Source organism: Kribbella sp. NPDC004536 (assembly GCF_042873835.1).
Taxonomy (GTDB): domain Bacteria; phylum Actinomycetota; class Actinomycetes; order Propionibacteriales; family Kribbellaceae; genus Kribbella.
Genome location: NZ_JBIALY010000001.1, coordinates 2,434,093 through 2,453,684 on the forward strand (window position 1 = coordinate 2,434,093; position 19,592 = coordinate 2,453,684).

Below are 19,592 nucleotides of genomic sequence, written 5' to 3' on the forward strand. Positions count from 1 at the left end.
CGGTGGTTCTGATCATCGAGCCGAGGAGGACCGATGTCTGGAATGACCATTGTCTGGATCGTCGTCGCCGTTGCGGTGCTGGTCATCCTGGTGGCGCTCGTCGCCGGTATGACGTCCCGTAAGTCGCAGCGCCGGGCCGAGCAGGAGGCGTACGACCACGAGCAGGAGGCGCGCGCGAACGCTGCCCACGCGGAGAAGCAGCGCGCCATCGCCGACGAGGTGGACGCGCGTGCCCGCAAGGCGCAGGCGGCCGCCGACGAGAAGACCGCCGAGGCGCATCGGCTCTCAGCCGGCGCGACCGAACGCCGCGACGCCGCCGAGCAGGCGCGCGCCGTGTCGGAGGACCACCGCAGCCAGGCCCAGAACCTCTGGCCTGACGACGGTTCCCGCAACCGCGAGGGCCAGCCGGTCGACCCGCAGTGGGACGACGGCACCCACCCCCACGACCCCCGCCACCCGAAACACTCCAAGCACTAGATCAAGTACCTGAATTCGGGGGAGTTCGGGTTGATGCGCTCGATGTCCAGCGGGGCGACCTCCATCCGGGCGAGTAGTCCGGGGAGGTCGTCGCGGCTGCTGATCTCGATGCCGACGAGCGCGACGCCGGTCTCCCGGTTGTTGCGTTTGACGTACTCGAACAGCGTGATGTCGTCGTCCGGCCCGAGGGCGTCGTCGAGGAACGTACGCAGCGCGCCGGGCTCCTGCGGGAATGTCACCAGGAAGTAGTGCTTCAGCCCTTCGTACACAAGCGATCGCTCGAGGATCTCGCCGTACCGGCTGACGTCGTTGTTTCCGCCGGACAGCAGGCAGACCACGGTCTCACCGGGCCGTACGTCGAGGCCGTTGCCCAGGGCACTTGTCGACAAAGCACCCGCGGGCTCGGCGATCAGCCCGTCGGTCTGGTAGAGCGCGAGCATCTCCGAGCAGACGAGCCCTTCAGGCACCGACATCAGCTCCACGCCGGCCCGCTGCACGAGCGGGAGCGTCACGTCACCGACCCGCCGTACGGCCGCACCGTCCACGAAGCTGTCCAGGTGCGGCAACGTCACCGGCGCACCCGCCTCGAACGCCGCCGCCATACTCGCGGCCCCACCAGGCTCGACGCCGACGATGCGTACGCCGGGGTGCCGCTCCTTGATCCACGTTGCAACCCCTGCAACGAGCCCGCCACCGCCGACCGGTACCACGAGTACGTCGGGCGCGTGTCCGAGCTGCTCGACCAGCTCGACGGCCACGGTCCCCTGCCCCGCAACGGTTCTCGGGTCGTCGAACGCCGGCACCATCGTCGCGCCGCTCGCCGCGCCCTCGGCGAGTGCTGCCGCGGCCGCGTCGTCGTACGTGTCGCCGGTGACGATCACCTTGATCTGCTTGCCGCCGAGCGCGGCGATCCGGTCCCGTTTCTGCCGCGGCGTCGTCCGCGGAACGAAGACCTTGCCTTGGACACCGAGGATGTGGCACGAATACGCCAGCCCCTGGCCATGGTTGCCAGCACTTGCGCAGACGACGCCGGCCGCTTTCGCCGCGTCGCCGAGCTGGGCGATCAGGTTGTAGGCGCCGCGGAGCTTGTACGAGCGGCCGATCTGCAGGTCCTCACGCTTCAGCCAGACCTCGGCGCCGGTGCGCTCGGACAGGCGGAGGTTGCGCTGCAACGGAGTACGGACGGCGACCCCGTCCAAGCGCTTGATCGCGGCCTCGATCGCGTCGGCGTCAACCGTCGGTCGAGCGACTGAACTGCTGCCCTGCATGGTGTTCCTTCCCGTGCATTTGCACGATCTTCGCCGATTCGCTCGCTGCCCAAGACGATCCGCGTCCAAAGTCCGGACCACCGGATTCCTTTTGCGTTTCAGACTCTTGCACCATGCGTGAAACGGCCCTTCACTGGGCAGTCTAGTTTTCATACGCTCACTCGGTGTAACGACCAGGGTCCTGGTCGGGATGAGCCGGGTAAAGCCGGTCAGTGAGGACTGGAGGGCACAGATGGAACTGATTCCGTTCAGTCTGTGGGGCGACGCTTTGTGGTGTGGTCAGGAAGTCGTGCGGGAGGCTCCGCACGAGCAGGCGATCCGTAGCCTGTTCCCCGACCCCATCCCGGCGCGCGGCGCAGATCTGGACACCGAGGCGGACCTCGTCCCGGAACCGCACAACCGTTTCGACCCGCGGTCGATCGCCGTCCGGGTGCAGGGCAAGGTTGTCGGCTATCTGCCGAGGGACGACGCGCACCGGTACCACCCGGTGTTGTCGGAACTGGTGGCGCAAGGCCTGCAACCGCAGGTGCCGTGCCACCTGTGGGTAAGTGAGTGGGAACCGGCGGACTGGGAGGGCAAGGGCAACCAGGGCACGGAGTTCCACGCCAGCGTCGCGGTGGCACTCGGCCAGCCGCACATGCTGGTACCGGTGAACCTGCCCCCGCCAGGCAGCTATCACCTGCTGCCGCCCGGCAGCGGCATCGTCGTACCGGGCAGCGAAGTCCATCCGGACGTGCTGGCACCGTTCTTCCGGCTGGAAGGCGAGTGCTGGGCGTACGCCACCATGCACGCGATCGAGGAGGAGGACGGCATCCAGGACCGGCACCGGATCGTGGTCGAGATCCGGCTGGACGACGAACCCGTCGGCCGGCTCAGCCCACGGCTGAGCACCGAGTTCCTGCCGGCCATCCACTACCTCGCCGACATGCGTGCCGAGACCGCGGCCCGGGTGACCGTGCGCGGTGACCGCACCGCATCGGAGGTGATCCTGTACGCGGCACGGAGTCACGACCTGCCGGCCACCTGGCCGGACGGGCTGGCCCGCTCCCCAGTCGCTTCCCCGCAATGGCACTACTGGGCGACCAAAGAGGCCAACTAGGGCGGCTGCGCAGTACTGACCATGCCTCACCAGGCCGGTACTGCGGAGCTACTTTTCCGGGTTGAACGGGCGCCGGGCAGCTTCCCTTGGAGAGCTGCCCGGCTGCGGGGTCCGAGTGCCCCGCACCGACGAGACGGTTGCGCGGGGCAATCATGACGTGAATTTGTGAATCCTGAGCCTGCCTGTGGATAACTCTCCTGTGGACAGCTGCGGCGGGGCCTGTGGATTGTGGATCTAATCTGTGGATAACTCCCGGTTCAGCAGGTCTGCGTTGGCGGCGCACCAGTGGGCGTACGTCCGCGGTTCCCTCCCGGTGACCCGTCGTACGACGTCTGTTCGCAGGCCGGTCGTGTCCGCCCGCATCAGCTTCAGGCCTTCGACGATCGCCGCCGCGAGCTCGGGCGGGGCGCCGTCGGGGTACCGGAAGCGGACCGCCTCCTCCGGGGTCTCGATCGGCCGTACGTCGATGGTGCGGCCGAGGGTGGCGCCGAGGATCGCGACCTGCTCGGCGAGGGTGAACGCCTCGGGGCCGGTGATCGTGTACGCCTGCTTCTCGTGGCCTTCCTCGGTGAGCGCGGCCGCTGCGACCGCGGCGATGTCCGCGGGGTCGACCGGCGCGGCGCGGCCGGGGCCGATCGGGTCCAGGACGTAGTTGCCGGCCCGGATCGTCGCGGCCCAGTCGAAGGTGTTCGTCATGAAGCCGGTCGGGCGCAGGAACGTTGCCTCGATCCCCGAATCCTGCAGGAGCCGCTCGCGTTCGTGGTGCCAGCGACCCATCGCGGGAACGGGGTCGCCGCCGCGGTGAACGTGACCACGCCCGCCGTCACCAAGCTCGCCACCCGGATGGCCGAGTCCGGCCTGCTCGAACGCCGCCCCGACCCGCACGACAACCGCCTCGTCCGGCTCTGGCTGACCCCGGCCGGCCGTGCCCTCCAGGGCCCCGTCGAGGCCGAACGCCGGCAACTTGAGGACCGGATCACCGCAAACCTCACCAAAACCGAACGCGCCCAGCTGCTGAAGGCTCTGGCCAAGATCCACCAAGCTCTTCTGGACGGCGCCTGACGTACGTTGGACGGTATGGCGAACGCACCTGCTTGTCCGGTCTGTGGGGAGCCGGGCGTGCCGATCCTGTACGGTCTGCCGACGCCGGTGGCTCGGCAGGCGGCCGCGGCGGGGAAAGTACGGCTGTTCGGGTGCGTCGTACCGGCCGAGCCTGATCAGTGGACGTGTGCGCACGACCACACCTGGCAGGCCGATGACGACGACACCCTGATCGCCGTCATCGACGCTGCCCTCCGGCGCCCCTAGGCCGGCCGGATGTTCTGGTTGAGGTGGAACAGGTTCGTCGGGTCGTACGCGTTCTTGACCGCCACGAGCCGCTCGTAGGTCGCCGGCGGGTACGACGCCCGGACGATGTCCTCGTTCGTCTCGCCGGTGAAGTTCACGTACGACGCCGCGCCCGGCCCGAGCGAACCGCCGGCCGCGCGCGCCCAGTCGACCGCCGCTTCGTACCCGGACGCGTCCTCGCTCCGGGCGACCACGTTGAGGATGTACTCGCGGTCCCGGGTCCCGAACGCGGTGGCGTCGGCCGGCACCCGGCCCATCGCACCGCCGAGTTGGTGGACGTGCAGTTCGGACAGGCCGTTCGGTACCGCGGCGTGCGCCGAGACGAGCGCGTCAACGGTGGCCGGATCGAGCTCGGCGAAGAACGCCGAGCGGAAGTAGTTCCGCAGGCCGCGGGGGAACAGCGGATCGAGCAACGTCTGCATCGCGTTGTACGGCATCGGCCCGAACAGGTCGGCGACGACCGGCGCGAGTTCGCGGAACGGCCGGGTCGCGGCGTCGCCCGCTTCCGGCTGTCCGGACCACATGCCGAGGACGGCGACGATCGGCTTGCCGTGGACCTCCTCCGGCAGGAACGGCAGCGGTGGCGCGGTGGTCAGGTTGATTGCCAACGACAACTCGTCCGGCGCCGCGCCGGCCGCCGTACCGAAGCCGCGCAGCACCTCGGCCGCACGGTCGCCCGGATAGAAGACGAGGCCCGCGAACACGGTCGGACCCACCTCGTGGGCCCGAAACTCGAACGAAGTCACGACACCGAAGTTGCCGCCGCCGCCCCGCAAGGCCCACAGCAGGTCGGGATTCTCGGTCTCGCTCGTGTGCAGGTACCGGCCGTCCGCGGTGACGACATCGGCTCCGATCAGGTTGTCGCAGGCCAGGCCGGCCTTACGGACGAGCCAGCCGATCCCGCCGCCGAGCGTGAAGCCGGCGACACCCGTCGAGGACACCAGTCCACCGGTGACAGCCAGCCCGAACGCCTGCGCCTCGGCGTCGACGTCGCCCCAGGTACACCCGCCCTGCGCCACGATCCGGCCTCGGTCGGGGTCGATCCGGACCGCCTTCATCAGCGACAGGTCGATGACCAGGCCGCCGTCGGTGGTCGAGAAACCGGGGATGCTGTGACCGCCGCCCCGGACCGCCAACGTCAACCCCTCGCTCCGGGCGAACTCGACCGCCCGGATGACATCGGCGACCCCCTTGCACCGGACGATCAGCGCCGGCGACTTGTCGTGTGCGGCGTTCCAGATCGACCGCGCGTCGTCGTACGACGGGTCGGACGGGCGGATCAGCTCACCACGAAGTCCCTCGGCGAGCTCGCCGAGGGTGGCCTCCCCGAGCGTGTCCTGCCGCGCTTGCGTCGTTGTCATTTCCACTCCTGATTCGTTCCCGGCCAGGACGTTTCCTGGACCGGTAACGACGCTAGGAAGGACGCCTTCGCGCCGGCTTAGCGTGCCTTAGCGGTTCATGAGCAGGACCCGCGGCAGACCGATCCGGCAGCCCAGCCGGGTGAAGATCTCCGTTGCGATCGGGACATGTCTGTCCACCGCCTCGGTGTCGCCGTCGTCGGCGGCGAGCTCGGCGGCGAGCAGCCGCGTCCACGCCTCGAGGCGCAGGTATCCCTGCGGGTGCAGGGCCTCGACCGCCTGCTCGGTCAGGATTCGTGCGGTACGGCGTTCGCCGGCGAACAACTCGACGACCGCCAGGTTCAGCAGGGCACCGCCCGTCGCGGGCGCGTCGTCGACAGCTTCGCCTCGATCGAGAGCCGCGCGGGTGAGCCGCCGGCCGGTGCCGGGATCGCCGGCCGCCGCGGCGAGCAGACCGAGGTTGGCGAGCGTCAGGCTCTCACCACGGCGATCGCCCAGTTGCTGACGGATCCGGAGCGCTTCGCGCAGGTCCCGTTCGGCCGGACCGAGCAGCCCCTGGTCGCGTTCGATGCAGCCGAGGTGGTTGAGGGCATGGCCGAGTCCGGCCGCATCCTCGAGTCGAGTGAACGTGTCGACTGACTGTCGTACGGCGTCCTGTGCCGCGGGCAGGTCTCGCGCCAGCCGGTACGCGTCGGCCAGGCCCGACAACGCGTAGCCGGTGCCCTGTGTGGCGCCGACCCGTCGACCGAGCAGGAAGGTTTCCTCGAAGACCGGAATCCACTGACCGTAGACGGGGACCAGCGGCAAGCACATCGTGACGCCGGGAAAGAACCGGCCGGTGTTCGGGTCGATCTGCCGCAGCCGCCGCAGACATTCCTCGAAGCGTTGCTGTGCGAGCTCGGCGTTCTCGCGGAACAGTCCGGTCATCGCGGACAGCCCTTGCGCGGCCGCGGCCACCGGCGCCGCGTCGAGGGCGTCGGCCTGGTCGAGCGCGTCTTCGGCGGTTCGCTCGATCTCGTCGAGATCGCCGCTCCCGAGCAGCAGCGTTCCTCGCATGACCCGGGTGGTCACCAGGTCGACCTGGTCACCGGACTGTTCGGCCACCGCGACCGCCTCGTCGCCGAGCCGGGGGAGGCGGTCGGCCAGACCGCTGCGGGCGAGCAGGATCGCCAGCGCGAAGATCGCGCGCGCTCGTTCGCGCGACGGTTCGACTGCCACCTCGAGGACCCGTTCGAGCCAGCCCGCACCTTCAGAGAAGTGACCTCGCGCCAGCCAGTACGGCGACAGGCTGAGCCCGAGCAGGAGGGCACTGTCGTGATCGTGGCGGAGCGCCCAGCCGAGCGCGCCGCGGAGATTGTCGTGATCCGCGTCGAGCAGCTGGGGACGTTCGACGACGACGCCGGCCCGCTCGGGGTCCTCGTCTGCCGCCAGTTCCAGGAAGTGCCGGCAATGGGCGGCCTCCATCGATGCAGCCTCCCGTGCGGCGACCAGCCGCTCGTGCGCGAACTGCCGGATGGTCTCCAGCAGGCGGTACCGGGAGCGCGGCCCGTCGTGGTCGACCATCAGCAGCGACTTGTCGACCAGGCGGCCTAGTACGTCCAGAACGTCGGGAACGCGGTCGTCCGCGCACACCTGCTCGGCGGACCGGAGCGAGAAGCTGCCGGAGAACACTGCGAGCCGGCGCACCAGCACCTGCTCGTCGTCCGAGAGCAGGGCGTGGCTCCATTCGAGCGTTGCTCGCAGTGTGGCGTGCCGGGTGACCTCGGCGGGGCGGCCGAGCAACGACAGTGCCTCACCGAGACGCGCGGCGATCTCGGCGGCTTCGAGGTGCGAGGCACGAGCGGCCGCCAACTCCAGGGCGAGGGGGATGCCGTCGAGGCAACGGCAGATCTCGACGACAGCGGCGGCGTTGCCCGCATCGAGAGCGAAGCCGGGTCGGACATCCTGGGCCCTGTCGACGAACAGCCGTACCGACGACAGTGTGCCGAGGCGGTCCAGTTCTCCCGCGTCCGCCGGCTCTGGAAGCTCGAGCGACGGTACGCGGAAGGTCACCTCGCCTGGAGCGTGCAGGGGTTCGCGGCTGGTCGCGAGGAGGCTGACGTCCGGGCAGCTTCGTCGTACCGCGCTCGCGAGGCCGGCACAGGCCGCAAGCAGGTGCTCGCAGTTGTCCAGTACGAGGAGAAGGTTCCGCGAGGCCAGGCGGGTGATCAGGGTGCGCATCGAGTCCGAGCCGGCGGCGGGGTCGAGGCCCAGCGCGGCGGCCACGGTGTCGGCGACGAGTTGCGGATCGGCGACCGGTACGAGGTCGGCGATCCAGACGCCGTCGGCGTACGAGTCGACGAGCCGGCGCGCCGCCTCCTCGGCCAACCGGGTCTTGCCGGCGCCGCCCACGCCGGTGAGGGTGACGAGCCGGCCTTGCTCGATGAGGCGATGGACGTCCGCGATCTCCCGCTCGCGGCCGACGAAACTGGTCAACGCCGGCGGGAGGTTGTGCCTGCGCTGGGCCGTCCGGGCTGCCGCGGTGCCGGTCAGCAGTTCTTGATACAGGCGCTGGGTCTCCGGGTCGGGGTCCGTGCCATAGGTAGTACGTAGGTCGGTTCGCAGACGTTCGTACTGCGCGAGCGCCTCCGACGTACGGCCGGTCGCGGCATGTCGTCGCATCAGGCTCCGGACACCGTGCTCGTGCAGCGGGTCGATCGCGAGCGCGCGGGTCAGGCCGTCGAACGCCTCCGCGTCGTGTCCGGCTGCCGCGGCCGCGTCCGCGAGGTCGACGAGCAGGTCGCCGAGGGTCGCGCGGAGCTCCTCCCGCGGCCGCACCGCCCAGTCCTCGAACCGGTCCTCGGGCAGCAGATCGCCCGCGTATGCGGTGACCGCCGCGCGGAGGTCGGCGAGGTCGCCGCTGGTCCGGCCGAGCGCCGCGAGCCGTTCGAACGTCCGTACGTCGACCTCGACGAGGCCGGACGCGCGCAGTACGACGAAGTCGTCGCGCAACTCCAGCAGCCCGTTGGCTGGATCGTCGCCGGCGAGCACCCGCCGGGCGACGTGCAGCGCCTGATGGAGGTTGTTGACCGCGGAAGCCGAAGCCCGGTCCGCCCACAACGCCTCGAGCAGCACGTCGCGGTGCAACCGCTGCTCCCGCGTCAACGCCAGCAACTTGACCAACGTCCGCGCCTTCCGCAACCGCCACACCGCCGGATCGACCGCACGCCCCGCACGATCAACCCCAAACCCACCCAACAACCGAATCCGCAAGTCCCCCACCCCAACGATCGTAGGACCCACCATCGGGGCGGGGGTGGGGTTAGAGGTTGGTGGTTATTAGTTGGTAGATGTCGTCGTGGGCGCCGGGGAGGTCGTCGTGGCCGAAGTCGGGGTAGGTGTGGAGGTGTTTGGGTGATTTGAGTTTGTTGTAGGCGGCGAACTGGGTGGACGGGGGGCAGGTCTGGTCTTCGAGGCCGGTGAAGAGGGTTACCTCGGCCTGGATCCGGGGGGCCAGGTGCTGGACGTCGATGTAGCCGAGGGTGTTGAAGACTTCGTCCTGGCGGAGGTGGCGCGGGTCGCGTTTGCGGAACCAGGTGACGATCTCGTCGTACGGCGCCGTCTCCAGGTTGAGGTCCCACGTGCGCTGGTAGTCACAGAGGAACGGGAAGACCGTCGCGGTGTACTTGATCGTCGGCGTGAGCGCGGCCGCGACCAGCGACAACCCGCCGCCCTGGCTCCACCCGGTCGTGGCGATCCGCGCGGCGTCCACCTCTGGCAGGCCGCCGATGATGTCCGTCAGCCGGCGCGCGTCCAGGAAGACGTGCTTGTAGAGCAGCCCGTCCGGCCCGTCGTCGAGGCCGTGCACCAGGTGGTTGTGCAACGAGAAGCTGTTCGCTGACTGAGAGGACGTACGGAAACCGACCTGCTCACGTACGTCGAGCGCCGCGACCGTGAACCCGCGGGCCGCGTACGGCAGCAGCTCGACCCACTTCGGCTGCTCGCCGCCGTACCCGTGGAACCACAACACGGCCGGCCCGGTCGGCTCGGCCGGGCGGATCACCTTCGCGTGTACGCGGTAGCCGCCGGTGCCGTTGAAGTACAGGTGCTGGGCGGTCGCCCCCGTCAGCGGGAAGTCCGCGTCGACGAACTCGGCGTCGGGTTCCACCGCGTCCAGCGACAGCAGCGCCTTGTCCCAGAACGCGTCGAAGTCCGCGGGGCGCGGGTTCGTGCCCTGGTAGGTCAGGAGTTCGTCGTACGACAGCTCGAAGGAAAGCACCGCATCATTCTGCGCTGTCGTCGTCCTCCGGGGCAGTCCCGTCCCAGATCGTGTACCCGTGCGCCGCGTTCAGCTTGTCCCGCAGCACGGTCTCCAGCGTCGCGACCTGCTTCGGGACCAGCCACGAGATCGGCAGCAGGATCGGCTGGTCGGCCTGCTTGGTGCGCAGCACGAGCGCCTCGCCGTGCGTGGTCTGCACCCGGCCGGCCTCCGTGATGTCGGTCCACGCGGTCCGTACGCCGCGGACGTCGATCTCCTTGTCCCGGAGCTGCGCGACCTTCGGCGGCCGGGCCAGGATCCACAACCCGGCGAGCGTGATCAGCCCGCCGAGCGTGAGGAACACCGACACCGCGACGGACGGCAGGCCGAACGCCCAGAGCAGGGCGGCCACCCCGAGAATGATCAGCCCGGCGGCCAGGATCCCGAGGAATCGTCCCGCCCGCATCCGGTACGTCGTACGCATCGCCACAGGATCTCATCCGCCCCAGGCGCGCGTCTCAGAAGGCTTCGGTCTCGGACGACGGCGCGTTGCCGAGCGGCGACTTGGTCAGCGTCACCGTCCACGCGTACGAGCCGTCGAAGATGTCGTCGAACTTCTGGTAGGCGCAGTTCTCGGTGAACCGGTGGTTCGTCGCGTCCCAGTTCGTCCCGGACTTGAAGTAGACCCAGTAGTCCTGCTTGCGGACGCCGTTCAGCGTCGCGGTCTTGTTGGCCCGTACGTAGATCGAGGCCTGCGGCTTGCGCGGGTTGCTGTTGGTGACGACGACCACCACGTCGTTGCCGGAGTTGACGATCTTGAGCGATCCCGGACCGCGCGACCCGGCGCGCTGGAACACGTCGCCGTTGTCGCCGCGGCCGCCGATCACGGCCGGCGTCGCGGGCTTCGCCGGTACCGACAGCGCGCCGAACTTCACGCCCTTCCCGATCGATGTCTGCACGCTCTGCGCGAGCCCGGCGTACGCGGCCCGGAGCCCGCTCTTGGCGTCGTACAGCCGCACCTCGGGCGACTTCGGGAACCCGCAGCTCGTCCGGGTGCTCCCGGCGTTGGTCAGCTGCGTGGCCACGTCCCCGGCGTACGCGTCGAAGGCGTCGAGGACCTGTGGATGCGCGGTGACCAGGCCGCTCGGCGGCGTGATCTTGGCGAGCTCGTTCCGCTCGATGACGACGGCCGCGGCCAGCTGCTTGCGGCTCGCGTCGAACGCGGCGACCGTGCCGGCGTTCATCACGCGGGCGACGTTCGGCTTCAGAACCTTCTCGACGTTCGTCAGCGCGCGCTGGTACATCGGCACCGACAGCGCGACCGCGGTCGGCGTCGGCTTGGCCGTCGGCGCCGACGACGAGGGTGTGGACGACGGTGTGGACGACGGCGTCGAGCTGGTCGTCGTACCACCCGCCGACGGCGTGCTGCCACTGTCCGGCTTACTGCTGCTGCAACCCGCAACGGTCAGGAGCGAAACCCCGACCACAACCGCCAACGAACGCCTCACGTCACCCCCAGGTGTGACCAATTTTCATTTTGGCCAATTCTCCCCTGGGGAGGGGTTCAGCTGGTCCTCAGTTTCCGGTTCCGGTCTCGTTCGGGTTGTAGGCGCACGCGTCGTTCAGGTTCTGCGCCTCGCCCGGCGTGCCGGTCGTCTTCGGCGGCGTCGGCTTCTTCGTGGTCGTGGTCCCGGACGTCGGCTTCTTGGTCGGCTTCGCCGTCGGGCCCGCGGTGGCCGGGTTCAGCGCCTTCTGGATGATCTGCTGCATCGCCGCGTAGTCCGGGTTCTTGCCGCTCGGGAAGTTCTTGTTCTTGTCCAGGTCGATGTTCGTGACCTTGGCGCTCTTCACCTTCAGCGCGAGCGAGATGAACGCCTTCAGCAGCTCCTGCGGGATGTCCGTGCGCAGCAGCTCCTTACTGGCATCCGCGATCTGCTGGTACTTGGTCACCAGGGTGGCGGGGTCCGCGCTGTTCACCAGCGCGTGGATCGTGCAACGCTGCCGCTCCTGCCGCGACGGGTCGCTCAGCCCGTACCGGCCGCGGGCGAACCAGAGCGCGTGGTAGCCGTCGAGCTTCTGGTTCGGGCCGGGCTCGATGTACCCGCTCGGCAACTTGTGCCCGTTCGTACCAGGACCCTCGCCGTAGTCGCCGCCGATCGGGACCCGGTAGTTGACGTTCACGGTGATCCCACCGAGCGCGTCGATGATCTGCTTGAAGCCGGCCAGGTTGACCTGCATGTAGTAGTCGATGTCCAGGCCGAGCGCCGCGCTCGCGGCCAGCTTCACCGCGTCCGCGCCCTCGTTGTCGGTCTGGCCGAGGATCCCCGGGTGCTGCTTCGGGATGTTGTCGTACATCGCGTCGAGGTAGTACTCCGGCTGCTCGACGTTGCCCTTGCTCGGATCCCAGAAGCCGTCCGGGTACGCCTTGTGCAGCGGCGAGTCCGCCGGGAACGGCATCCGCATCCAGTTGCGGCTCAACGAGATCAGCGCGGTGTTACCGGTCTTGGTGTCGATACTCGCCACGATCACCGTGTCGGTCCGGACACCGGTCCGGCCGATGCCGTCGTCGGCACCGAGCAGCAGCAGGTTCAGCCGCGGGATCTTCGCCCAGGGGTCGCTCGCGTTCACCTTCGGCCGGGTCGCGCTCTTGGACTTGCCCTCGGCCTGGAACACGCTGCCGACCAGGTCGCGCTGCGCCATCACGGTCTGCGCCGCCACCGTCGTCGGTACGGCGATCGAGAAACACAGCAGGCCGACGAACATCGAGCCCGCCAGCCGGGCGGTGTACGTCATGCTCACCGGGCGGAGCAGCTTGTGGGACGCCACCACGACCCAGATCCACCCGACTCCCAGCACGACCAAGGCGCCGGTCGCGATCAGCAGTTGCCGCGGGGACACCGCCAGCGCCAGGACCGAGTCGCGCTTCGCGAGACCGAAGTACGCGCCGATCAGCAGCAGACCGATGCTGATCGTCAGCACGAACGCGCCGAGCTTCTTCCGGCCGCCCATCAACAGCCCCGAACCGGGGACCAGGGCGCTGAGCAAGGTCAGGCCGATCGCCTTCGACGCCGTCCGGGCGCGGTGCGAGCGGGCCCGGGACCGGGAGGGACGTGGTGCTGCCCTCCGACCGGCTGCGCGAGTACTCCGCGTCATGGCTCCGTTCCCTGATCGACGACGTCACGGCCTTACCGTCGGCCCCTGCCAGGCGGCCCACGGTACTTCAGACGCCCACGACACCGAGTTGGTTGACGTGATGCTGGCGACCCCCGTCGATGTCCGCCAGCGTACAGGTGCCCAGGGCTACCACCACAACGTGCCTTCTCAGCAACTCAGCGTGTCCACAGCTTCCTTCCCTCCCACCCCGGCACCCCGCTTTGCTCGTAGCACGGTCGAGCAGATAGTCTTGGTCGTCGTCGCGTCCCCCGAGTGGGGACCGTCGGAGGAGGCGTCGCCTAGTCCGGTCGATGGCGCCCGCCTGCTAAGCGGGTTGAGGGTAAACCCCTCTCGCGAGTTCAAATCTCGCCGCCTCCGCTCTGGGAGCTCTTTGCCTGCGAACAGCGCAGGCGAAGAGCTCCGGCCTTTTCTGGGGGTGCAACCCCCAGACCCCGCCCGGAGGGGCTTCGCCCCCCGGACCCCCGGGCGGTGCGTGGCTGGGTCAGCTGGGGAGCTGTTTCCTTGCTTCGGCGATTCGTTCGACCGCGGTTGGGGTCATCGGGTCGGGGGAGATGATCAGGTGGTCTACGCCTAGTTTTTCGTAGGCCGTGATCGCTGCTGGCAACTCTTTGACCGGGATGGCGTTGGGGCTTGGGTCTGTGGAGGGTTGGTCTGGGTCGCGGACGAGGATGCCTACCGTGGTGGTCATGGTGTCGGCTGGGCGGTCGGCTGCCTGTAGGGCGTCCTGGAGGGTTTGCAGGCGTTCGTCGACCCGGTCGTTCGGGGTGCCGTACCAGGCTGTGTTCCAGGCGTCGGCCCATTGCGTGGTCAGCTTCATCATTCGGGGGCGGTGGCCGGCCACCAGGATCGGGATCCGGTGCGGTGGAGCCGGGTCCAGGTTGGCTTCGCTCACCGAGTAATAGGTGCCGTCGTACGTGACGGTCTCGCCGCGGATCAGCCTCGCGACTATTTCGAGCCATTCGGTGAAGCGGCCGACCCGGTGGTCGGTGGGGAGGCCGAAGGTCTCGTACTCGGGGTCGTGCCAGCCGGCGCCTACGCCCAGGGTCAGGCGGCCGCCGGACACCTCGTCGAGGGTGGCTGCCATCTTCGCGGTCAGGCCGGGATCGCGGAACGACGCGCAGAGGACCATGTTGCCGAGTTCGACCCGCTCCGTGACCGCGGCGACCGCGCTCAGCAGGGTCCAACTGTCGTGCATGCCGAAAATCTTGTCCTCGGCGTCGCGGTAGAGGAAGTGGTCCGCGATCCAGACGGAGTCGAGTCCGCCCTGCTCGGCGGCCTCGGCGACCCCGCGGACGTCCTTCCAACCCGGCACGCCGCCACCCGGACCGTCGCCGGCGCCCAGCGGCAACATCACTCCTAGCTTCATGCCCATGGGCCCACGCCGCCGATCTTGTCCACCGTGATGTGGGTGATGTAGCCGGGCGGCGGTTCGGCGCCCGGGAAGAACTCGGCGTCGGGGCCGATGTAGGTCTTGGCGAGCGTACGCAGTACGTCGACCGCGCCGCCCTCGGTGATCCGTGCCGTACCCGTGATCGTCAGGTACTGCGTGAGGCCCATCTCGTTGACGACATCGGTCTCGAGGGTGAGTGCGACCCGGCCGTCGCGGCGGATGTTCTTCACCTTGCGGTTGTTCGGGATGTGCGCGGCGATGATCTCGTCGCCGTCCAGCCCGACCCAGATCACCGAGACCTGCGGGCTGCCGTCGGGGTTGAGCGTGACCAGATGCCCGAGGGCGTTCGACTCGAGCACGGCTCGTGCACTGTCAGGGATTCGCATGCGGTCAACGTACGTGGATCATGGGCGCTATGAGGAGGCCGTACCCGGATCGGGCGGCCGCGGGCCGGGCGGTGGCGGAGGAACTCGGCCCGGTGCCGGGATCCGTGCTGGTCCTCGGGCTGGCGCGCGGCGGCGTACCCGTCGCGGCTCCGGTCGCGGACGCCCTCGGCGCGGAGCTCGACGTACTGATCGTCCGCAAGCTCGGCCTGCCGTGGCAGCCGGAGCTGGCGATGGGGGCGATCGCCGGCGTCGGCGAAGACCTGTCCGTGGTCCGCAACGAGCCGGTCGCGGCGGGTGTCGACCCGGAGACGATGGACGCGGTACGCCGGAACGAGGAGCGCGAACTGCGCCGCCGCGAACGGGCGTACCGAGGCGACCGGCCGCCGATCGACGTACGGGACCGCGTCGTCGTGCTGGTCGACGACGGCCTCGCGACCGGTACGACGATGCGCGCGGCGGTGCAGGCGGTACGGCGGCAACACCCGGCCCAGGTGATCGTCGCAGTACCCGTCGGCGGACCGGGCAGCTCCCGGACGCTGTCCGCGGACCGGGTGGTGTGCGCGTGGTTCCCGCAGTACTTCACCGCGGTCGGCCAGGCGTACCGCGACTTCTCCCCGGTCACCGACGAAGAAGTACGCCAGGTGCTCGAACAAAGTACAGCGCGGCGCCCCGAGGATTGACCCAGGGCGCCGCGCTGTGGTCCGGCCGCCGGCTTCCGACTCGGCGGCCGGTGCTTGTCAGCCCAGGCGGGCCTTCAGGTTGTCGAGCTCGACCTTCAGCGAGGCCGGGACGGTGTCGCCGAGCTTGGCGAACCACTCCTCGATCAGCGGCAGCTCGGCGCGCCACTCGTCGGCGTCGACGTTCAGCGCGATCTCCAGGTCGTGCGCGGTCAGGTCCAGCCCGGCGACGTCCAGCGCGCCCTCGGCGGGGACCCGGCCGATCGGCGTCTCGACCGCGTCGGCCTGACCCTCGATCCGCTCGATGACCCACTTCAGTACGCGGCTGTTCTCGCCGAAGCCCGGCCAGACGAACTTGCCCGCCTCGTCCTTGCGGAACCAGTTCACGTAGAAGATCTTCGGCAGCTGCGCCGCGTCGTGCTGCTTGCCGACGGTCAGCCAGTGGTCGAAGTACTGACCCGCGTCGTACCCGAGGAACGGCAGCATCGCCATCGGATCCCGCCGCACCACGCCGACCTGGCCGACCGCCGCGGCGGTGGTCTCGGACGACAGCGTGGCGCCCATGAAGACACCGTGCGCCCAGTCCCGGGACTCGGTCACCAGCGGGACCGTGGTCGCCCGGCGGCCACCGAAGATGATCGCGGAGATCGGTACGCCGTTCGGGTCGTCGTACTCGTCGGCGATGATCGGGCACTGCTTGATCGGCGTGCAGAACCGGCTGTTCGGATGGCTGGACAGCTCGCCCGAGGCCGGCGTCCACTCGCGGCCCTTCCAGTCGGTCAGATGGTCCGGCGGGGTCGGCGAGTAGCCCTCCCACCAGACGTCGCCGTCGTCGGTGAGCGCGACGTTGGTGAAGACCGAGTTGCCCTTCTCGATCGTCCGCATCGCGTTCGGGTTCGTCTTCCAACCGGTGCCGGGGGCAACGCCGAACAGCCCGAACTCCGGGTTCACCGCGTACAGCCGGCCGTCCTTGCCGAACCGCATCCAGGCGATGTCGTCGCCGAGCGTCTCGACCTCCCAGCCCTCGAGGGTCGGGTCGAGCATCGCCAGGTTGGTCTTGCCGCACGCGCTCGGGAACGCGGCCGCGATGTAGTGGACCTGCTTCTGCGGCGAGATCAGCTTCAGGATCAGCATGTGCTCGGCGAGCCAGCCCTCGTCCCGGGCCATCGCGGACGCGATCCGCAGCGAGTAGCACTTCTTGCCGAGCAGCGAGTTGCCGCCGTACCCGGAGCCGTACGACCAGATCGCGCGCTCCTCCGGGAACTGCACGATGTACTTCTCGTCGTTGCACGGCCACGGCACGTCCTGCTGCCCAGGCTCGAGCGGCGCGCCGACCGAGTGCAGGCAGGGCACGTACTTCGCGTCGTCACCCATCTTCTGGAGTACTTCGGCGCCGGTGCGGCACATGATCCGCATCGAGGCGACGACGTACGCCGAGTCGGTGATCTCGACGCCGAACATCGGCTGCTCCGCCGTCAGCGGGCCCATGCAGAACGGGACGACGTACATCGTCCGGCCGCGCATCGCGCCGCGGTACAGCCCGGTCAGCGTCGCCTTCATCTCGGCCGGCGCCACCCAGTTGTTGGTCGGACCCGCGTCCTTCTCGTCGACCGAGCAGATGAACGTCCGCTGCTCGACCCGGGCCACGTCCGACGGGTCGGTGCGGACCCAGAACGAGTTCGGCTTCTTCTCGTCGTTCAGCCGGACCATGGTGCCGGCCGCAATCAGGCCGTCGGTGAGCTGCGCGTACTCCGCGTCCGATCCGTCCACCCAGTGGATCCGGTCCGGCTGGGTCAGCGCGGCGACCTCGGCCACCCAGGCCAGCAGCCCGGCGTGCTGGGTGGGGGCGCCGCTCAGCTCTTCGAGGGGGTTCTTGGTGTCGGCTCGGTGGTCGGCTTTGGTACGGGTCGGATTGGCGATCGTCGTCATTCGCGGCTCATTCCCTCTCGGCTGCCGAGGTCCGGCGACGTTCGGCCCCTCGACGCTGAAAGGCGGGTACGGCGTCCGGCCGCCGGGGTCTCCGACGGTTCGGTGCAGCTGGCTGGCGGTGTGATCTGTCGCATACCAGTCGATCCGCTGGATACATACCAGTGTGCAAGTGGTACTAACGGTACGCGACGCAGTGCGGGTCTGAGAACCCCCAGAACGTGAACCCGGTCACAAAGTTTTCGCGACAATCGCTTTCCGGTGCCGCTTGTGAAAATGAGAACGGCCCGCGCGGGATGCGCGGGCCGTGCCAGGAGATTTTGCGGTACTTCAGCTGGTCTGCCGCCAGATGTCGTTCACGACCCGCTGGATGTCCGGCGCCTCGACCTGCTGGCCGTAGACCATGACGCCGACCAGCCACCACTGCCCGCCGCTCTGGAACGCGCGGGTCATCGTGATCGTGTACGGCTTGGACACTGACAACCAGGTGCGCGCGTCCTTCGCGGTCGCCGGTGCTGTCGTCTTGTAGATCTTGGTCCACTGCTGGTCGAACGCCGGCCGATCGGCCACGCACTTCGCGAGCGACGCGCACGGGTGCAGCGCGAACTGCGCCTTGAACGAGTTCCCCGCGCCGCTCGGGTCGTAGTCGGCCGCCGTGACGACCTTGCGCAGGATCAGCTGCGACGACTCCCCGAGGAAGCTCACCTGCGGTGGCCGCGGCCAGCCGAACGCGAACGGGAGCTCCGCGTTCTCCACCACCTGTACGTCGGCACCGGCCGGATAGGTCGCGCCGAAGACACCGGCCGAGCCGTCCGGTCGCTTGTACGGCGCGGTCGTGACGCGGTTGATCGCCGGGATCAGCACGGTCGGCGGGTACGCCTCGGGGCTGACGGCCGGCTTCGCGGCGGCCTCGCTCGGGTCGTCCTTCACGGCGCCGCCGATCGCGGTACCGACCGAGTACGCGATCGTGAAGACGATCAGTACGACGACTGCGACCACGGCGTACGCCCAGGGACCGATCTTGCGGCGGTACTGCCGCGCGATCTCGATCCTGGAAGGCTGCGGCTCGTTGTCCTGCTCCGTGGTGGCCGCGGCCGGGCGGTCGACGTACGACGGGATGCTCTGGTCCTGCTGAGGCGCGGCCCCGGGGAGCGTCGGCGCGACGCCGCCGAACCGGCTGAGCTGGTCGCGGACCGCGCGCAACGAGTCCTCGTCGTTCCCGAGGACGCCGTCCAGCGGGTCGATCAGCCGCTCGGCGCCGGTCTGCCCGTGGACCAGCTGCGTGATCGCGTACGGATTCCCGGCGTTGAAGTTGGCCGCCCAGAGCGGCGTCTCCTGCTGGCCGGGCGTCAGCGCGGCGGTACGGCTGGCGCCGGCGAGCCGGTCGACGACGGTCTGGTTCCGGGCGCCGTCGTCGCTCAGGATCAGCGCGACGACCTCCATCCCGGTGAACGACCGGCCGTGCCACAGCTCCGCGAGCGGATGCTGCAGGATCCGCTGGTCCAGCTGGTAGCCGGGGATCGCCGGCGTACTGTCGCTCACTTGCTCTCCCAGATCGCGCGGTCCGCCAGCGCCAGGGCCGCCTGCTGCGCGGTGTCCCCGTCGATCGGGTTGGCGGTGTACTCCACCAGTACGACGATGTCGGCGTGCTGGACGAGCGCGTGCACGTTCCACGACTCGCCCGCCAGGCCGCTCTCGGTCCGTTCGACCTTGGTCGGGTACGGGCGGCCCTCGTCGTACCCCTTGATCGGGGACCGGGTGAAGGTCCGGTTCGCGACCTGGTCCGGCGTGAACGGGGCGTTGCCCGCGCCGGCGTCCTGCCCGCCGTACGTCGTGATCGTCACCTTCACGCTCGCCGACGTGTACGCCCGTACCTTCGCGCGTGAGCTGCCCGCGCTGCAGGTGATCGTCGACGTACCGCCCTGGGTCATCGTCACCGGTCCGCCCGATGCCTTGGGCAACAGGTTCGACACGTCACCGATCCGGGCGCACAGGTCGCTCGGCATCGCCCGGGCCGGCGCCAGGTCGGACTTCGTCACCGGCTCCCCGACCGCGAACCCGACCCCGCCGCCCACCAGCGCGGCGACGCCGCACCCGATCGCCGTACCACGCACCAGCCGACTCGCCATGCCCGCGACCTTAGCCACGCGGAGGTCCTCCCTCGCCGCCCGAACACCCCGCGTTAGACGAACGTCACCCAACCCCGGTTCCACGGTGGCGGCGACTGGGAAGTGTCTGTGGTGACTGGGAAGG

18 protein-coding genes and 1 tRNA gene are annotated in these 19,592 nt (G+C 69.3%); 6 read left to right on the forward strand and 13 right to left on the reverse strand.

The window, feature by feature from the left end; all coding sequences use genetic code 11:
* The first annotated feature begins 33 nt into the window (after nt 1-33).
* Nucleotides 34-477 carry a hypothetical protein gene (locus ACFYRU_RS12130; protein ID WP_387656543.1) on the forward strand — a complete coding sequence of 148 codons (444 nt, stop codon included), beginning with the start codon at nt 34-36 and terminating at the stop codon, nt 475-477.
* Here the strand turns inward: ACFYRU_RS12130 and ilvA are convergent.
* The gene (gene ilvA / locus ACFYRU_RS12135) at nt 474-1,745 is read right to left on the reverse strand and encodes a threonine ammonia-lyase IlvA (RefSeq protein WP_387656546.1); all 1,272 of its coding nucleotides are present in this window, start codon (nt 1,743-1,745) and stop codon (nt 474-476) included. The two genes, ACFYRU_RS12130 and ilvA, sit on opposite strands and share 4 nt — an antisense overlap.
* Before the next feature lie 232 nt (nt 1,746-1,977).
* Between ilvA and ACFYRU_RS12140 the strand changes: the two genes are divergently transcribed.
* Nucleotides 1,978-2,844 (forward strand): HIRAN domain-containing protein, encoded by an 867-nt coding sequence (locus tag ACFYRU_RS12140; RefSeq protein ID WP_387656548.1) that lies wholly within the window; start codon nt 1,978-1,980, stop codon nt 2,842-2,844.
* Between the two features lie 234 nt (nt 2,845-3,078).
* Here ACFYRU_RS12140 and ACFYRU_RS12145 read toward each other — a convergent pair whose 3' ends face one another.
* On the reverse strand, nt 3,079-3,621 hold the full coding sequence (locus ACFYRU_RS12145; protein ID WP_387656551.1) for a hypothetical protein: 543 nt from the start codon (nt 3,619-3,621) through the stop codon (nt 3,079-3,081).
* Here ACFYRU_RS12145 and ACFYRU_RS12150 point away from each other — a divergent pair.
* Both ACFYRU_RS12150 and ACFYRU_RS12155 read left to right on the forward strand, forming a co-directional pair.
* Nucleotides 3,604-3,906, forward strand: coding sequence for a MarR family winged helix-turn-helix transcriptional regulator (locus ACFYRU_RS12150; protein ID WP_387656554.1), 303 nt, complete (start codon nt 3,604-3,606; stop codon nt 3,904-3,906). The two genes, ACFYRU_RS12145 and ACFYRU_RS12150, sit on opposite strands and share 18 nt — an antisense overlap.
* A 15-nt stretch (nt 3,907-3,921) precedes the next feature.
* The gene (locus ACFYRU_RS12155; protein WP_387656557.1) at nt 3,922-4,152 is read left to right on the forward strand and encodes a hypothetical protein; all 231 of its coding nucleotides are present in this window, start codon (nt 3,922-3,924) and stop codon (nt 4,150-4,152) included.
* Here ACFYRU_RS12155 and ACFYRU_RS12160 read toward each other — a convergent pair.
* The 6 genes from ACFYRU_RS12160 to ACFYRU_RS12185 all read right to left on the reverse strand — a co-directional run bounded on the left by ACFYRU_RS12160 (nt 4,149) and on the right by ACFYRU_RS12185 (nt 12,939).
* Nucleotides 4,149-5,552 (reverse strand): FAD-binding oxidoreductase, encoded by a 1,404-nt coding sequence (locus ACFYRU_RS12160; protein ID WP_387656560.1) that lies wholly within the window; start codon nt 5,550-5,552, stop codon nt 4,149-4,151. The genes ACFYRU_RS12155 and ACFYRU_RS12160 overlap by 4 nt on opposite strands.
* 87 nt (nt 5,553-5,639) lie before the next feature.
* Nucleotides 5,640-8,810, reverse strand: a complete 3,171-nt coding sequence (locus ACFYRU_RS12165) for a BTAD domain-containing putative transcriptional regulator (RefSeq protein ID WP_387656562.1) — start codon at nt 8,808-8,810, stop codon at nt 5,640-5,642.
* A 40-nt stretch (nt 8,811-8,850) separates the two neighbouring features.
* Nucleotides 8,851-9,807: an acetylxylan esterase gene (locus tag ACFYRU_RS12170; RefSeq protein WP_387656565.1), complete on the reverse strand. Its 957-nt coding sequence runs from the start codon at nt 9,805-9,807 to the stop codon at nt 8,851-8,853.
* Nucleotides 9,808-9,811: 4 nt separating this feature from the next.
* On the reverse strand, nt 9,812-10,270 hold the full coding sequence (locus ACFYRU_RS12175; RefSeq protein ID WP_387656567.1) for a hypothetical protein: 459 nt from the start codon (nt 10,268-10,270) through the stop codon (nt 9,812-9,814).
* Nucleotides 10,271-10,304: 34 nt separating this feature from the next.
* Entirely contained in the window at nt 10,305-11,294 is a 990-nt protein-coding gene (locus ACFYRU_RS12180) for a hypothetical protein (RefSeq protein WP_387656570.1), read from the reverse strand.
* A 67-nt stretch (nt 11,295-11,361) separates the two neighbouring features.
* A complete protein-coding gene (locus tag ACFYRU_RS12185; protein WP_387656573.1) occupies nt 11,362-12,939 on the reverse strand; it encodes an LCP family protein in 1,578 nt (525 codons plus the stop codon).
* A gap of 288 nt (nt 12,940-13,227) precedes the next feature.
* Here ACFYRU_RS12185 and ACFYRU_RS12190 point away from each other — a divergent pair.
* Nucleotides 13,228-13,317 (forward strand) — tRNA-Ser (locus tag ACFYRU_RS12190).
* Nucleotides 13,318-13,441: 124 nt separating this feature from the next.
* Here ACFYRU_RS12190 and ACFYRU_RS12195 read toward each other — a convergent pair.
* Together ACFYRU_RS12195 and ACFYRU_RS12200 are read right to left on the reverse strand one after the other, a co-directional pair.
* Entirely contained in the window at nt 13,442-14,332 is an 891-nt protein-coding gene (locus ACFYRU_RS12195; protein ID WP_387656576.1) for an LLM class flavin-dependent oxidoreductase, read from the reverse strand.
* Nucleotides 14,323-14,736, reverse strand: coding sequence for a PPOX class F420-dependent oxidoreductase (locus ACFYRU_RS12200; RefSeq protein ID WP_387656577.1), 414 nt, complete (start codon nt 14,734-14,736; stop codon nt 14,323-14,325). The genes ACFYRU_RS12195 and ACFYRU_RS12200 overlap by 10 nt, the downstream gene beginning before the upstream one ends.
* Nucleotides 14,737-14,765: 29 nt before the next feature.
* Between ACFYRU_RS12200 and ACFYRU_RS12205 the strand changes: the two genes are divergently transcribed.
* Nucleotides 14,766-15,416: a phosphoribosyltransferase gene (locus tag ACFYRU_RS12205; RefSeq protein WP_387656580.1), complete on the forward strand. Its 651-nt coding sequence runs from the start codon at nt 14,766-14,768 to the stop codon at nt 15,414-15,416.
* A gap of 57 nt (nt 15,417-15,473) precedes the next feature.
* Here the strand turns inward: ACFYRU_RS12205 and ACFYRU_RS12210 are convergent, their stop codons facing one another.
* The 3 genes from ACFYRU_RS12210 to ACFYRU_RS12220 all read right to left on the reverse strand — a co-directional run bounded on the left by ACFYRU_RS12210 (nt 15,474) and on the right by ACFYRU_RS12220 (nt 19,468).
* Entirely contained in the window at nt 15,474-17,342 is a 1,869-nt protein-coding gene (locus tag ACFYRU_RS12210; RefSeq protein WP_387656583.1) for a phosphoenolpyruvate carboxykinase (GTP), read from the reverse strand.
* A 327-nt stretch (nt 17,343-17,669) separates the two neighbouring features.
* Nucleotides 17,670-18,881 carry a hypothetical protein gene (locus tag ACFYRU_RS12215; protein WP_387656586.1) on the reverse strand — a complete coding sequence of 404 codons (1,212 nt, stop codon included), beginning with the start codon at nt 18,879-18,881 and terminating at the stop codon, nt 17,670-17,672.
* Nucleotides 18,878-19,468: a hypothetical protein gene (locus tag ACFYRU_RS12220; protein WP_387656589.1), complete on the reverse strand. Its 591-nt coding sequence runs from the start codon at nt 19,466-19,468 to the stop codon at nt 18,878-18,880. The genes ACFYRU_RS12215 and ACFYRU_RS12220 overlap by 4 nt, the downstream gene beginning before the upstream one ends.
* Between the last annotated feature and the right edge of the window lie 124 nt (nt 19,469-19,592).

What these genes read in the sequence shown, in the direction of transcription:
- ACFYRU_RS12220 (WP_387656589.1), bottom strand. Translation starts at nt 19,468, where the DNA reads ATGGCGAGTCGGCTGGTGCGTGGTACGGCGATCGGGTGCGGCGTCGCC.
- ACFYRU_RS12155 (WP_387656557.1), top strand. Translation starts at nt 3,922, where the DNA reads ATGGCGAACGCACCTGCTTGTCCGGTCTGTGGGGAGCCGGGCGTGCCG.
- ACFYRU_RS12160 (WP_387656560.1), bottom strand. Translation starts at nt 5,552, where the DNA reads ATGACAACGACGCAAGCGCGGCAGGACACGCTCGGGGAGGCCACCCTC.
- ACFYRU_RS12185 (WP_387656573.1), bottom strand. Translation starts at nt 12,939, where the DNA reads ATGACGCGGAGTACTCGCGCAGCCGGTCGGAGGGCAGCACCACGTCCC.
- ilvA (WP_387656546.1), bottom strand. Translation starts at nt 1,745, where the DNA reads ATGCAGGGCAGCAGTTCAGTCGCTCGACCGACGGTTGACGCCGACGCG.
- ACFYRU_RS12195 (WP_387656576.1), bottom strand. Translation starts at nt 14,332, where the DNA reads ATGGGCATGAAGCTAGGAGTGATGTTGCCGCTGGGCGCCGGCGACGGT.
- ACFYRU_RS12145 (WP_387656551.1), bottom strand. Translation starts at nt 3,621, where the DNA reads ATGGGTCGCTGGCACCACGAACGCGAGCGGCTCCTGCAGGATTCGGGG.
- ACFYRU_RS12210 (WP_387656583.1), bottom strand. Translation starts at nt 17,342, where the DNA reads ATGACGACGATCGCCAATCCGACCCGTACCAAAGCCGACCACCGAGCC.
- ACFYRU_RS12175 (WP_387656567.1), bottom strand. Translation starts at nt 10,270, where the DNA reads ATGCGTACGACGTACCGGATGCGGGCGGGACGATTCCTCGGGATCCTG.
- ACFYRU_RS12205 (WP_387656580.1), top strand. Translation starts at nt 14,766, where the DNA reads ATGAGGAGGCCGTACCCGGATCGGGCGGCCGCGGGCCGGGCGGTGGCG.
- ACFYRU_RS12200 (WP_387656577.1), bottom strand. Translation starts at nt 14,736, where the DNA reads ATGCGAATCCCTGACAGTGCACGAGCCGTGCTCGAGTCGAACGCCCTC.
- ACFYRU_RS12140 (WP_387656548.1), top strand. Translation starts at nt 1,978, where the DNA reads ATGGAACTGATTCCGTTCAGTCTGTGGGGCGACGCTTTGTGGTGTGGT.
- ACFYRU_RS12130 (WP_387656543.1), top strand. Translation starts at nt 34, where the DNA reads ATGTCTGGAATGACCATTGTCTGGATCGTCGTCGCCGTTGCGGTGCTG.